Below are 15,318 nucleotides of genomic sequence, written 5' to 3' on the forward strand. Positions count from 1 at the left end.
TTTATTTTTGATAATGGCAGTTACCTGGCTTTCCTAATGAAAAAGTAAACATTACACCAAACATTGAGTACCAATCTTTCGTTTCGGCATTCCCTCTACTTCCTGTCATTTCAATATCAACAGGAGAACGATCAGATAAATTAGCCGCAATACTTCCGTTTTGTTCAGCTAATTGAGTCCTATTTAAATAATCTCCTTTCCCTACATCATCTAAGTAATCTGTAAAGGTTTTTCGAATTCCATATTCTAATGAAAGAGCTGCTCTTTCACCTAGGTTTATTTTGAAACCTACTCCAAATGGTATAACGATTTGAGTCAATCTATATGCTTTTATATCGCTAAGATCACTGTTTTGACCTTCAGTTCCTATGGGTTGAAGCTCCACTAATTCGCCATTATATTCAGTCTTAGGATTCATTTTGAACAAACCAATATCTATAAACATATATGGAGTAAAGAAGTATTGCTTATTTCCCATTTTATAATTCAAATAATTGAATTCAAGACCTCCTGACATTTCGAAAATATCGGATTCAAAAGAAAGGTTTCTTGCCAAGTTATCTGGTCTATCAGATTCAGAATCATATCCTTCAACCTTTCCGTACCTTACAGCTCCACGTAATTCAATTCTTGAATTTACATGATACCTATAAATTAGACCAGCTGAAAGATTTGTATTATTAAAATGCTTGTATTGATTTAAATCTCCAATGTAATAGCTTCCACCCACCATAAAACCCAAAGATGATCGAGAACCAAAATTCTCAACTTGAGCAATAGAATGACCTGTGGTTAATAAAACCAAAGCGCTTATCAATAATATTTTGAAATTTATTTTCATGTGGAACAATGAAACGACAAAAATAAGAAATTATTGTCTATTCTATTAGAACAAATTGGTTAGCGATTTGACATTCAGAATGAATAACAAAAATTATGTAAAACTTGAAAAATATTTGGTAATTATTTACTCATTCCTCTGGTCAATTCCCCACATCATTTTCTCTCGAATAGTTTTGAAGAATCCATTTTCACTAAACTTCACAACGTTGATCATGAAATCAGCTTTTATTAATTCAATTTCAGTACCGTTTTTTACCGGTTTGGAATGAGAATCTAACGTCAATAAGAAATTCCGATCTCTTCCTATAGCTTTTAGCGTAATTGGAATATGATCTGGAACTACAACAGGACGGACATTTAAATTATGAGCAGCAATAGGGGTTAAAAAATGTACTCCACAACTTGGATATATAATTGGTCCACCACAACTCAAACTGTAGGCTGTAGATCCAGTTGCAGTTCCTACTAGTAAACCGTCAGCCCAATAAGAATTCAAATACTCTCCCCCTAAATATGCTTCAACCGTTATCATTGAAGCTGTATCCTTTTTATGTACGGCTAACTCGTTTAATGCTAAATTTCTGTCTCCAAATATATTTTCTTCTGTTTCAACTTGAATAAGTGAACGCTTTTGATAAGTAAAATCCTTTTTTTGAATACGTTCTAAAGTTCTTTCGAAATCTGCTGTATTGGTATCCGCCAAAAATCCTAATCGACCAGTATTAATTCCTAAAATAGGAACACCGCTAGATCTCACAAAACTCACACACTTAAGAAATGTACCATCTCCCCCAATACTTATGGCTAAATCAATTCCTGTAACAAAATCCTTATAACTATTGAAAGTTTGGTAACCATCCTTTAGTCCAATTTGTTGTTTCAATTGTTTATAAAACTCAACTTCAATGATGGGGTTCCAATTTAAATCTTCCATCTGTTTAAAGAAACGCTTAAAGAAAAGCACTTCGTGTTTTAAAACTTTTCGAGAATATACCGCTACATTCATTGATTAAATATTCAAATAATTCATTAATTCATCATAACGATCTTTCAAATCATCATGATAGCTATTGCGTTGAAAACTTGCCTTAACATGAAAATCATATCGCTCCAATGCCTTAATTACCCTACCCAACTCTAATTGATTAATTTTAAGGGTAAGTTCTAATTTTTTAGATAATGCATTTGAAGTAATAAATGAACTCAATACTTTTGCGTTTTCGCTTTCTACAATTTGTGAAATTTGAGCCAAAGAATAATCTGTATCACTCATTTCCAAAACAATAATACCACCTGCTTCTTTGATACTTCCTGTGGAAGCCACATTTTGCATCAATTTTGCAATGCTAATATTTCCTAAGTAATTTTCCTGATCATCCAAAACTGGAACAACAGACAAGTTTTCCAAAGAAGCAATATTCAATACTTCATAAACATGCGAAGTCCCCTTAACATATGGTCGTGGTAGATGAACAAACAAGTCTGTAAGTGGTAAAGAAAGATCAGATTTATCCAATAAATCGTCTTCTGAAACCAAGCCTACAAAACTCTCGCCCTTCAGCACTGAAAGATGATTCACTTTGAATTCTTCCATCCATTGTAAAGCCGTTTCCCCTGAATCCGTATGTTTTAACGGTGGGATCTCATCTGTTATTAATTCAATTCCTATCATTATATTGACCAAAGTAGTAATTCTGCGTTAATGTATATAACTTTGTTGCAAAAAATAACAATAGCATGACAAAATTAAGCGTTAATGTTAATAAAATTGCCACAATTCGTAATGCACGAGGTGGAGACGTTCCTAGTGTTGTTCAAGTAGCAAAAGATTGTGAAAGATTCGGTGCTGAAGGAATCACAATTCATCCAAGGCCGGATGAAAGACATATTACAACCAAAGATGTTTACGACCTAGAAAAGGTAGTAACAACAGAATATAATATTGAAGGATATCCAGATGAGCGTTTTATGAAATTAGTGGAAGAAACACGCCCGGCTCAAGCAACTTTAGTTCCGGATGGTCCAGATGTTTTAACTTCGAATGCCGGATGGGATACAATAAAACACAAAAGCCAATTAACGGAAATTTGCAAACAATTATCTGAATGGGGCGTTAGATCTTCTATATTCGTAGATACAAATCCAGACAACATTAAAGGGGCAAAAGAAGTGGGTGTTGACCGTATTGAATTATATACTGGGCCTTTTGCAGATAATTACGAAAAAGATAAAGATGCAGCGATTAAAGATTATATCACTGCTGCTGAACTAGCCAACCAATTAGGCTTAGGGATTAACGCAGGACATGATTTAAGTTTAGTGAATTTAGCGTTCTTCAAAAATTCTATTCCTAATTTAGAAGAAGTAAGTATTGGTCACGCTTTAATTGCAGACGCTCTTTACTATGGATTAGAGGTCACAATACAAAAGTATTTAGAGTTACTCAAATAATTAGAATTACTAGAATAGATGGAATTACACTTTAAACAATTTGGCGAAGGCAAAGCATTTGTTATTCTGCATGGACTTTTTGGTTCTTCAGACAATTGGCAAACGCATGGAAAAAAACTGGGAGAATACTTTGATGTATATGTAGTAGATCAAAGAAACCATGGTGAATCTGGTTGGAGTGAGGAATTCAGCTATGATTTAATGGCTGATGACCTTCATGAATTTATCTTAGAAAATGATCTGAAAGAAATTGTTTTGATGGGACATTCTATGGGTGGAAAAACGGCGATGAGATATGCGCAAAAACATCCTGAAATGATTGATAAATTAATCATTGTAGACATGGGAACAAAAGATTACCCTAGCTCACATAATACGATTATCAATGGTTTGAAATCCATAGATTTATCCGAAATTAAATCAAGAAGCGCTGCATCGGAACAATTATCTAAATACATCGACAATAAATCCATTCGCCAATTTCTATTGAAGAACTTATATTGGAAAGAAAAAGGACAATTGGCTTGGCGTATTAACCTACCTGTTTTAGAAGAAAAATATTCTGAAATTATAAAAGCCTTGCCAGAGGTTGAAACAATGATAGATACTTTATTTATTGCTGGAGGTCAATCAGATTATATTTTGCCAGCAGATCATGATGCAATTAGGACTCTATTTCCTTTAGCTGATTTCTATACAATTGAAAAAGCTGGTCATTGGATCCATGCTGAAGCTCCGGAAGAATTTATCCAAGAAGTATTGGGATTTGCATTACTTTAAATTTAAAAGGTAATACAATAAAAAATCCCCAAGTTCAATATGAGCATGGGGATTTTTAGTATCTAAACCTATTTGGTTTTATTATTTCCTATTCCTTAACGTAATCCATTCTTACAACCTCACCTTCTGTACGACGGTTAAATTGGTGTAACTTTTCGAATGTTTCTTTGTCAGAAGATTTAAATTGATTGATATAAGTTTCTGTTAATTCAACCGCTTTAAATTCTCCAGAAGGCTTAGAAGCCATATAATCACCATCTTTTAAATAAACAATACGAGGGCTGTTTTCACCTTTACCTTCAGGAACTAATCTTGATGGATCTACACCTTTCTCATTCACTAGGTAATTCACACAAGACTGTGCTCTTCTTTTCGCTAACGCAGCATTTGTACCTGCTCCACCACGTGCATCTGTATGAGAGACTAACTTAAGTACCATTCCAGGGTATTCTTCAAGTAATTCATATACATAATTCAATGAATCTTTAGAGTTGATTTCTCCAGCAATCACTTGCAAATTTGCAGAACCTAATGCATAACGAACTTCTGGAAGAACGATAGGTGTTTTAGGCAATAAATTCATTTCAAGAATAAAGTTCTGATCATATCCTAAACCTATAGTTGAGAATTCTTCAATATATCCACTCTCATGGTATCCTTCTAAAGGAAGAACTTTAACCATGTAGTCTTTATCTTCATTTACAAAACGATCTCCATCTGGTTTTTTATCCCAAAAAATCTCTCCTGAAGCGTTTGTTGTTCCTTTATATATTACAGTATCTTGTTTCTCTTCTCCTTCTTCAGGATCTTGAGGAATTTCAGTTACTTCAACAATAGCTCCATCAATTCTAGAAGAACCACCTACTTCACTAACAATAACTTTTAAATCGAAAATGTTTGGAGGCAACACGTAAGACCAAATATCTGGCAAATTACGAGTCCCTTTTGACCCTTGTCTGTTAGATGTAAAGTAACCATTTTTCTCATCAACTTCTGTCATGTGATAGTCATTTGCGTCTGAGTTGATTGGTGTTCCTAAATTTTTAGGTGCTCCAAACTCCATTCCTTCTCCGATTTTTGCAGAACGGAAAATATCCAATCCACCTAAACCTTTATGACCAGTTGAAGCAAAAAACAAATCTCCGTTTGCCGCATAAGTTGGGAATAACTCATCACCAGCAGTATTCACTTCTGGGCCTAAATTGACAGGTGTTGACCAAGTTTTTGCTCTTCTTTCATATTCAGAATACCAAAGATCTCTTCCTCCTAAACCTCCTGGCAGGTCAGATGAGAATATCAAAATTGAACCATCTTCATTTGGTAATGGATGACCAACACTAATTGAATCTGCAACTCCTAAAACAACTTTCGTCGGAATATCGTAGCTTCTACCTTTTTTACTTGCCATCCAAATTTGACAACCTAAATCTTTTTTAAATTCTGACGGACATCTTGTAAAATAGACAGTTCTAAATCTTCCATCCATTGCTATAGTACCTTCGTTGTGTTCAGTATTTAAGCTATCTCCTCCAAATAGTTTAGGTTCACTCCAGTTACCTGATCTATCAATTTCTACTTCCCAGATATTGAAAAAACCTTCTCCTGTAATTGGATCTTTTCCTGAAGTTGTTGTTGCTTGTCTTGTTGAACCGAAAACTATAGCATTTCCACGATTGCTAGAAATCGTTGGAGCCATATCCATACCATTTGTATTGATTTTCAATTCAGATTTCACAGTATAACGTGAACGATTGTCTTTCATAAAAACTGCATCATCCAATGACGATATTGCATTTTCTGCTTGATTATCATTAGGAACCAACTCTAAAAAACTTTCGTAATTCGTTTTTGCCTTGTCATAATCACCTTTTAATTTGTAAGCACTTCCTAATCGAAAGTACACATAAGGATTTTGATCATAATGTTTTAAGTCAATTGCCCTTTGATACCAATCAATCGCTTTTTCGTTGTCATACGCTTTTTCAAAAGAGTAAGCAGCTTTATAAGCCAACTCTGATTTTAATGCTAATGCTTTAGCGTTTTTAGGAGAAATCTTCTCATAAGCTTTAACAGCAAGATCTGCAGCTTCAAAGTATTTCCCACTTTTAAAAGCGGCATCCGCTCTTACAACTGCAGCTGGCTGTGCAAACGCCATAACTGAGATGAATATTGAAATTAATAGTAAACAGTTTTTCATAAAAGCAATATTTAACATGTTATTTTCTCGAAAGAAAGTAAATTAAAAAATTATACACAAATTATCATTCAAAATTATTGTTCTTCTTTGAATAATCTTCTAAAATTAATACTTTTTAGTTATTTATTGGACATAAACTATTTTTTTTACTTTAAGAGTCCAATAACCACTTAACTCACAAGGCCTTAAAAAAATTAAATTGCTCTAATTTTTCAATTAAAAACCTTTAAATTTCATCTCTTGCCGCAAGATAAGTTTCCCACCTTTCTATGACAGCTTTGAAATCATCTGGTAATTCAGAATCAAATCGCATGTATTCCTTTGTTTTTGGGTGCACAAAACCTAAAGTTTTGGCATGCAAAGCTTGTCCCGTTAACAATGAAAAATTGTTTTGCACAAAGGATTTGTACTTAGAGAATGTTGTTCCTTTCAAAACTTTATCTCCGCCATATTCTAAATCGTTAAACAAAGTATGTCCAATATGCTTCATGTGCGCTCGAATCTGATGAGTTCTTCCAGTTTCCAATTTACATTCTACTAAAGTGACATAACCAAAACGACGCAATACTTTATAATTAGTTACAGCATGTTTTCCAAAATCTCCTTCTGGAAAAACAGTCATTAATTTTCTATCTTTTATTGATCTTCCTAGATTTCCTGTTATAGTACCTTCATCTTCCAAAACATCTCCCCAAACTAAAGCATGGTAGCGACGTTCTGTAGTGCGATCATAAAACTGTTTAGACAAATTAGTTAAAGCGTCTTCCGTTTTAGCCACAACCATCAAACCCGTTGTGTGCTTATCTAATCTATGAACTAAACCAGGACGTCCAAAATAATCTTCCGACTTTGAAGGTAACTGATCAAAATGATGAATCAATCCATTCACCAATGTTCCTGAATAATTGCCATAACCTGGATGAACAACCATGTTTGGCTGTTTATTTATTACGATTACTGTATCATCTTCGTAACGAATATCCAAAGGTATGTCTTCAGGAATTAATTCGATTTCTCGAACTGGATAAGGCATTACTATAGACACCTCATCTTCTGGTTTAACTTTATAGTTCTGCTTAACAGCAACACCATTCACCAAAATATTGCCGTTTTTAGCTGCATTTTGAACTTTATTTCTTGAGGTGTTAGCCAAACGATCCATTAAAAACTTATCGATTCGCAATACTTCTTGACCTGAATCCGCTATGAATTTATGGTGCTCGTAAAGTTCATCATTCTCTGTTTCTTCGATGTTATCGTTTTGATTTTCTTCTTTCATCCTTATTGAACTACTAATTTCTTTGTTTGTATAATTTGACCTTTTTCTAATCTGTTTACCAGATAAATTCCGCTATGTATCATGGAAACGTCAACTTGTTTATCACTATTGAATCGCTTAACAACCCTCCCGTTCAAATCACTAATTTCGAAAGTTGTCTTAGTGCTAAAGTTCTCACCTTTAACATTTAAAATATTTCTGGTCGGATTAGGATAAATTGTAAAGTCCAAGTTTGGTGCTAAATTAAGTTGTTCTTTCACTCCTAATTGGTAATCCATTTTACTAGTAATAACAGGCCTCATCATTACAGAACCAGCAAAATTTGAATTATTCCATTGACCTCCACCATCAACACTCCAAAATATTTTATCAGCGTTATCATGATTTAAATCAAATCCGATATTTAATCTATCTTCATCAATTTGACGCATACCAATATAGTATGTTTCTCCTACTCCTACACGAATGGTATCTTTAAAAAAGTAAGATTTAAATTTATTTAATCCTCCTGTATAAATGGGTTGACGAGGATAGAAGAATTCGTCCTCATACAAAACATTTCCTGGCTCTCCATTGGCATCATCCCAAACAGTTAACAAGAATAAGTTGTTTGAAACGTCAACTACAGAAGGAACAAAATGAATTTGAATAGCCACTAATGAATCGGGTTCGTAAGCATTAAATTGATAAGCTAATAAACCTTGCTCTCCCGTTACGCCATATGCTTTTTCAGCTGAACCATCATCATACGCATAATAGTTTTCAAAAATTTGTTTCCCAAAAGTTGTGTCATTAATTGGGTTATTGGGGAATTGTGCGCTGGCTATCCCTTCATAATCAAAACGTGCTAAGGTATCATTGCTCAGCATATTGTCAAATGAATATCCTGTCGAAAAATCATGTACACTTGAATAGGTGGTCCTTGGAGAATAATTAATATTGCCTCCAGAAAGTGCAGCGGCATTTAAAATAAATGTACCCTCTAAATTTTCTTCATAATAAACATTCACCCTACCATTCTGATTATTTTCAGTTAATTCACTCCCATTTCTAACAGAAACATTTACTTCGTCATTCATCTTTCCTGTCGGATTATTTCTATAATGCTTCCATGGAACACTGATATAATCTTTGATTAGACTAGAAATTGGATAAACCAAAGCAAAATCTTTAAACAAGGTATCTTGATAACCAGATAATGGCCTAAGATTCACATAATCAATATGAAAATGATCTAAAGCACCTGCCAATGAACCAAAATTTGAAAAACGAAATTTAAACCCTTTTTCAAAATAAATAGGATCAGTAATCGGAATATGGGCAACCATAAAATCAGAAACTGGACCTCCATTTGTTCTCCAAACACGTTTCCATAATTGATCCACTGGAGAATAAAACTCCAAAAATAGAGAATCACTATCTTCCTCTGGTTTATCTCCAAAACCTTCACGTTGATATAAAAAACTAAAGTATATTGAGTCAGCTGGACTATTTACGGATAAATCAATTGGTTTTGCATCTAAAATATCTGCTACTCCATTAGTGGTTGTTCCAAAATTATAAGGATAGCCAAATTCGTCTAAGCCATCAAAAGACACCACACCTAATGACCAAGGGTTTTGAGCAAATCTATAATTGTGATATGCTCTTTCATTCAACCATAAACTTTCAGGGTCATTAATTGTGGAAATAAATATTCTTGCTGAATCCTGCTCATATTCAAAATTACTCAACAAAATTGTGTCAGCAGAATTGGTTGTTCCGTCTAAAGTGTCATAAATAATATAAGAAGGAAATGCATAGGTTTGAATATGATTGGGTTCATAAACACTTAAATCATCATATAAAAATCGAATAGAATCGAAGTAATAATAAATCGTGGTGTCTGCTGCAACATTATACTCTAAACGATACGTTCTCGTATCTGTCAATCTCGTATCTGGATCTAGAGGTACAGATGTAAACTCATCTAACATTCTATGGTAAAGCACTTCACTCACATTTGGATCAGTAAATCCAGCATCATACGTTTGAAAATTATTTCTTGAAAAATCATCGAAGAAAGGTAAAGTCAAAGTGTCAGTTTTGTAAAAAAATGTACTGTCAAAACTATTTTGTAAAGCCTTTGTAGGCAAAGGTTTCTCTTTCCCAAACAAATCAGGATTTGTTGTTAATGGACTAACGCCGTCTTGACCATAAGCCGCAGAAAAAAGAAAAGTAAGTAATAAGATGTGAACGTATTTCATGAGTATTGTTTTCCAAAATTTATTATTCTCCAATTTCTGGAGATAAGAATACAGTTATTGTCGAACCTTCAGGAATCCTGCTACTATCTGAGGCAACAGGAGTCTGACGAGTTACTCGTGCCTGCAAACTATCTTTACTCGTTTCACAACCAGAATAAACAGCATATAATCTCAAGCTCGAACTTCCTAGAAAACGCTCTTGCGCCTCATTTATTGTAAGTCCATTTAAATTTGGTATACTCACCATTTCACCTTGCGTTCGCTTTCCCACAGTTAATTCAATAACAGAATTTATTGGTACTTGCTGTCCACTAGTTATGCTTTTACCTTTAAATTTCTGAGAAATAACACTTCCTTGATCTTCATTACTTGGAACGAAATTCACACGTGTACGTAAACCTTTTGTCATTAAAACAGCTTCCGCAAATCTGTGACTTTTACTCACAACTATTGGGACTAAAACCAAACGAGAACGTTTTGAAACTCGAACACGAATTACTCGATCTGATTTTACAAATAAACCAGAAGAATCTGTTGGCATCGGATTTTGATAAATTATTGTTCCTTCAACTAAATCAGGATTATAAATTGAATCTAAAATCTCGTATTTGATATCCTTATCACCTATTAATTTTGGAATATCTTTCACGTTATTGTTCAACAAACTTGGTACATGAATGGTTTCACCATGACGCGTATAAGCACCAAAATAGGTAGTTCCTCCCCAAATAATAAGGAACCAAACTAATCCAAACAATAAAAAATTGATAATGAATTTACGACTAATAACAAAATTTCCTAGCTTCTTAAAGAACCCCATACTTCTAATTGGAATAAATAATTAAACAAATCTAACTAAATTGTTTAAACTCTTTTTAGATAATCGAAACGGATTGACAAAAAAATAGAAAATCAGCAACTCAACAAGCCAAAAGAAAAGATCATTAAAATAGCTAATTCAACTATAAAACAATAATTTTTCTACTTTGGCTATTATATTTCACTACATAAACTCCTTTTGATAATGTCAATTGCTTGTCACTTCCTTGGTATATTTCTTTTCCTAACAATGTGAAAACTGTGTATGTTTCTAGGCCATTCAAATCAATATTTATCATTCCATTACTTGAAGGATTTGGATAAACATTTATTGCAGACAATTCTTCCAAAAAAACTCCCAATGTTGAAATCGTAACATCTTGCTTCACAGAATCTGTTTGACATTTTGCAGATGAATACATTACCACTTCAAAAGTCCCGTTACTTGTATAGGTGTGTGTTGCATTCTCTAGGGTCGAAGTTTGACCATCTCCAAAATTCCATGAATCAAAGTCCCCTTCTGAAATTAAAGGGTTGAATGTTCCTTGTCCTGAGTTGATCACAACGGTGAAATCATTATTTGATAATTCTGGTCTGAAATCGAGCTGTATTGAATCAACGTCATAAACCACATGATCCGCAACTCCTTGAAGGTATCCGGCTTCGGCAGCATTTATTCCATTAGGCACAAAAGTGTTTCCTGTTGAAATTCCAGAAAATATAACATTATTAAATATACAAGCCGCTAAATAAGAACCTTTAATTGTGGGGTGGCTCCCATCATTTGTATATAAATCATTGAAATTCACAATTGCGTTTCCGTCCTGATTTACATGCGAAAACCCTATACCAATTGGAGACAACATAGCACCTGCCTGCTCAGCTGCTAGTGAATACGCCTCAAACAAGCGTTTATTCATTTTCTGAAATGTGTTGATACTGTCCCATTGTGGATCTCCAACTTGTCTACCCCAAGTATTGTAAAATAATGGAAGTGAACATTCATTATTGGCATAAATGCTGTCTGCTAAAATTGCCGCATTTGGATAGAATAAGGTGGAAGTTTGAGCATAAGGAAAAGCGGGAAGTTGACTCTGTTCTTGTAAAACAACAAAATCCCAATCTTCTGCTGCGATTTTGTTTAAAACTACTGGATTTGTAGCATGTTGATTCAATTGAGAACCTCCAGGAGTATATGCATCTGAGATAATACTATTTCCACTAGCTTGTGCCAAAGAAGTGATTAATTCTGGAAGGTTATTAGCATTAGTGTAACTATTTCCAATAAACAAAATCTTTTTCTGTACTTGACTATAACTTGTGGCGGCTAAAAGTAGTAATGCTAATCCTAAAATTCTTTTCATATTTTTCATAATCAAAGCAAAAGACGAAGAGTGCTTCAATTAGGTTGCTTAAAAAACGCTCAGGATATAGTACAACAAAGTAAGTTGAATTTGAGTGCACTAATTAAAATCTCCAGTTATTCAAAAGATTTTCCAACTCCCTGCTTCAGTGGATCCAAAATAAAATTCTTCTGATAAAGTATCCGTTGTACATTTTAATAAAAACGAAAAACCGCCAGAACTATTTTTAATTCTGGCGGTTTTTAGATTAAAGCACGAGTATTTCCTACTCTATCTTGCTAATTCTTTTTCTATAAACGTCACCTTTATTTGTTGTGATTTCAATCGTATAAACACCATTTTCACCTTTCAAAAAGAAAGTAAATTGCGGAGAATTGATTACCTCAAATTCTTGAACTATTTTTCCGTTCATATCATAAACTTTGACATCGGCTTCTTCAATCGTACTTGAGAAATCCATAACGACATCACCTTTAGATGGATTAGGGTAAATACTCATCTCATCAATAGAATTGTCATTCAGCCCAACATTACCAACTGTGAAACAATCAGATATTTCAATACAATTATCTGTGCTAATAATCACAGCATAACTTCCATTTGAAGTAGCGGTAAATTGATTACTTGTAGCTCCGGCAATTGGTGTATTCCCGTTATCACAATCGATCCATTGGTAAGAAGCATATCCACTCGTAGCTATTAAAGTTGCCCCGAAACTAGTAGTAGTAATTTGTGTATTGATATTTTCTACTGTTAAATCCAATGACATAATAGAGTCACAGTTGGTAGAATTATTTAACGCGAAAGAAAAGACTCCTGAAGAATTATATGTTTGACCATTAACCGGCCAAGTATAAGCATCACATGTAACAACAACATCTGTATTTGCAGCCGAGCTTAAATTTCCAGGTAAATCAAATGCTTCAATTTGATCACTTCTATTATCAGAACTCCCCTGACTAGCAGAAAAACCTAAACCTCTTTTTGCGAATACATTCCAAATCAAACATTGATTATCTCCGTTATTAAATATCTGATCTGCTTGTAAAATTGCATCTCTACCATCTACAAAACCTGGTGCACAAGCTTGTAATTTTAATCCATCAATCACCAATTGCATCGCTATATTATTTCCTCCAGTACCATTGTAAACATCAGGATCAAATCCATATTGGTCAATTAATGCCCAGTTCAAATCCCATAACATTGTAGCCCATACAAAACCTATTCCGTGAGGTTGAGAAATTGCACTGGAGTTATTTGTGGCTGCATAAGTAATATAATTAACATTGAAATCAGTACTGTATCTTAATGGACGAATTCCAGGTCCTGTTGTTGGTTGTCCTTGAGCAAAAGTTCCGATTCCACGTCCATCAGCACCAATATCACCCGGCTCAATTGTTAACATCATTCCAAACCAATCAGACCAGCCTTCACCCATTTGGTCTTCATTATATAAACAATTAGCAACACCTGCTCCACCTGTCAAACGAGTAGAGATTCCATGTCCATATTCGTGTGCAATAATTCCATTATCAAAATCGCCATCGTTGTAGGCACTTCCACCTGGAGCTTGCAAAGTCGCGTTTACAGTATTTCCACTATTAATTTGAGCAATTATACTCGCTCCATCGGCTTGAGAAATCATTACCGAAGGAATTCCAATTCCAGGTCCAGTTCCTCCCATTGAAATAATATTACCATTCGTATTGTTCGCTACTATAACCGCAATAGCTCCTGCATTCTCTGCATTTTCAACCTTTAATGAGAAGTTACAAGAACCTCTTTTAACAAAAGCAATCTTCCCATTTAAAGCAGCAGCGTTTACCGCTACTTGGCAAGCATCAGCTCCTTCACCGGTATTATCATCATATATTACAACATCCGCCGTTAATGGACTAACAGGGACAGCAGGTCCAAAAGAAGCTTGAAGAGAACCATAAATTCCACTAATAGAAGATGGAGAATTAACAGTCAATAAATCTGTAGATCCAGAACTCCATAAATACATTTGCATTCTAGGATTAAATCCATCTGGTCCTGTGGACATATTCGCATTGTTCATTCCTCCCCCATCTTGAGCTTGTGCATTCACATGATCATCATCGAAACCACCATTAAAATAATTATTTTGTTGAAAATTTCCACTTTCTTCGTCGAAGCCATACTGATACCAAACATCATGCATAATATTATTCATATAGAACAAATTCGTAATTGCAGCATCTTCATAATCGATTGGAAGTAAATTAAAGTCAAGTGGGTAATCAAAATTAAGTGTTGTTCCACCGTTTGGTGCATGACCCAAAACATCAGCATCAGCTCTATCCTCACTCGCGTAAACATTATTCCCTTGCGTAGTGTTGAATTCTGCTCCTAAAGCTCCATTCGTATCATGCCATCCATACGGAGAAGCAATTGGATCATCTGGATCGATTAATAATTGACGAGGACCATGACTTGGACTTTCTGCTGGGATTGGAAAAACATTGTAAACCGCTCCAACACCAGGTGGTGGAGGTGGAAAAATAGCTGCTTGATTAAACTCTGCAATAGTGTGATTGTTATTTGCATGAGAACCTTGCTTATTTTCATGATCTCCAAAATTACAACTCAACACCCAATCCGTTTTGTCTAAAATTTCTCCGGTTTGAGCATCTACTCGAATACTCCACCAGTTTTTTTGATCAAGCGGATAAATATGTAAATCCCAAACTGCTCGAATTGTCGAATTATTTAATGGATACAACTTAAGGTCTACTGTGATATTTTCAACTGATAAATCTTTCGCTTCAAAAACATAGTTATTCGCTCCTTTGGAAGCAAGTTCATTCAAATCTCCAATTTTCACTGCTTCAATATTTTTCGCTGCTGCTAAAATTGCATCTTTCGGAGAAATAGTCGCTGTTGCAGTTTCAATTTTACTTTCTAAGTCAGAAATAAATCCACTTGCCGTTAGATATCCTTTGTTGTCTTTAATTGCAACAACGCTTATGGCATTGTACACTAATATATCATTGTAAGATTGGTGAATATAATAAAACCCAACACTTCCCTTTCGAGAATTGTGGTGGTTTTCTAATTTCCAATTTGCAACATCCGATTTTGTTAACCCTTTTTCTTTCGCATTCAAATCCAACGTTTCTTGAAGAATCGTGTTTGAGTTTTGCGATAATAAAGAGAATGGAAGAATGAATATTAGGAAAGTAATTTTAAGTAGAAATGTTTTCATTTTCATAAGATTTATTTACAAGTGTTTCAAAAATAGCCTAAAAAAATGCTTTTCAAACTATTAATGGCTAAGCAATATATGGTTTATGAAGTTATACGACAAACAAT

At 34.3% G+C, this 15,318-nt stretch carries 11 protein-coding genes; 2 read left to right on the forward strand and 9 right to left on the reverse strand.

Annotation, left to right across the window (positions count from 1 at the left end; translation table 11 throughout):
• Position 1: 1 nt before the first annotated feature.
• The 3 genes from porG to C6368_RS15615 form a co-directional block, all read right to left on the reverse strand.
• Positions 2–841 (reverse strand): type IX secretion system protein PorG, encoded by an 840-nt coding sequence (porG, locus tag C6368_RS15605; protein ID WP_107040162.1) that lies wholly within the window; start codon positions 839–841, stop codon positions 2–4.
• Positions 842–967: 126 nt separating this feature from the next.
• Positions 968–1,849, reverse strand: coding sequence for an NAD kinase (locus C6368_RS15610; RefSeq protein ID WP_107040163.1), 882 nt, complete (start codon positions 1,847–1,849; stop codon positions 968–970).
• A 3-nt stretch (positions 1,850–1,852) separates the two neighbouring features.
• Positions 1,853–2,515, reverse strand: a complete 663-nt coding sequence (locus C6368_RS15615; RefSeq protein WP_107040164.1) for a CBS domain-containing protein — start codon at positions 2,513–2,515, stop codon at positions 1,853–1,855.
• Positions 2,516–2,580: 65 nt separating this feature from the next.
• Between C6368_RS15615 and C6368_RS15620 the strand changes: the two genes are divergently transcribed.
• Positions 2,581–3,294 carry a pyridoxine 5'-phosphate synthase gene (locus tag C6368_RS15620; protein ID WP_107040165.1) on the forward strand — a complete coding sequence of 238 codons (714 nt, stop codon included), beginning with the start codon at positions 2,581–2,583 and terminating at the stop codon, positions 3,292–3,294.
• A gap of 18 nt (positions 3,295–3,312) precedes the next feature.
• Positions 3,313–4,074, forward strand: coding sequence for an alpha/beta fold hydrolase (locus tag C6368_RS15625; RefSeq protein ID WP_107040166.1), 762 nt, complete (start codon positions 3,313–3,315; stop codon positions 4,072–4,074).
• Between the two features lie 88 nt (positions 4,075–4,162).
• Here C6368_RS15625 and C6368_RS15630 read toward each other — a convergent pair whose 3' ends face one another.
• The 6 genes from C6368_RS15630 to C6368_RS15655 form a co-directional block, all read right to left on the reverse strand.
• Positions 4,163–6,271 carry an OmpA family protein gene (locus C6368_RS15630; RefSeq protein ID WP_159038637.1) on the reverse strand — a complete coding sequence of 703 codons (2,109 nt, stop codon included), beginning with the start codon at positions 6,269–6,271 and terminating at the stop codon, positions 4,163–4,165.
• Between the two features lie 226 nt (positions 6,272–6,497).
• A complete protein-coding gene (locus C6368_RS15635) occupies positions 6,498–7,550 on the reverse strand; it encodes an RluA family pseudouridine synthase (protein ID WP_107040168.1) in 1,053 nt (350 codons plus the stop codon).
• 2 nt (positions 7,551–7,552) lie between these two features.
• Positions 7,553–9,796: a T9SS type A sorting domain-containing protein gene (locus tag C6368_RS15640; protein ID WP_107040169.1), complete on the reverse strand. Its 2,244-nt coding sequence runs from the start codon at positions 9,794–9,796 to the stop codon at positions 7,553–7,555.
• A 22-nt stretch (positions 9,797–9,818) separates the two neighbouring features.
• On the reverse strand, positions 9,819–10,616 hold the full coding sequence (locus C6368_RS15645; protein WP_107040170.1) for a PASTA domain-containing protein: 798 nt from the start codon (positions 10,614–10,616) through the stop codon (positions 9,819–9,821).
• Between the two features lie 142 nt (positions 10,617–10,758).
• A complete protein-coding gene (locus C6368_RS15650; protein WP_159038638.1) occupies positions 10,759–11,979 on the reverse strand; it encodes a DUF4886 domain-containing protein in 1,221 nt (406 codons plus the stop codon).
• 265 nt (positions 11,980–12,244) lie between these two features.
• A complete protein-coding gene (locus tag C6368_RS15655) occupies positions 12,245–15,211 on the reverse strand; it encodes a T9SS-dependent M36 family metallopeptidase (RefSeq protein WP_159038639.1) in 2,967 nt (988 codons plus the stop codon).
• Positions 15,212–15,318 lie beyond the last annotated feature (107 nt).

The sequence above is a fragment of the Brumimicrobium mesophilum genome, from assembly GCF_003025005.1.
Taxonomy (GTDB): Bacteria; Bacteroidota; Bacteroidia; order Flavobacteriales_D; family Crocinitomicaceae; genus Brumimicrobium; species Brumimicrobium mesophilum.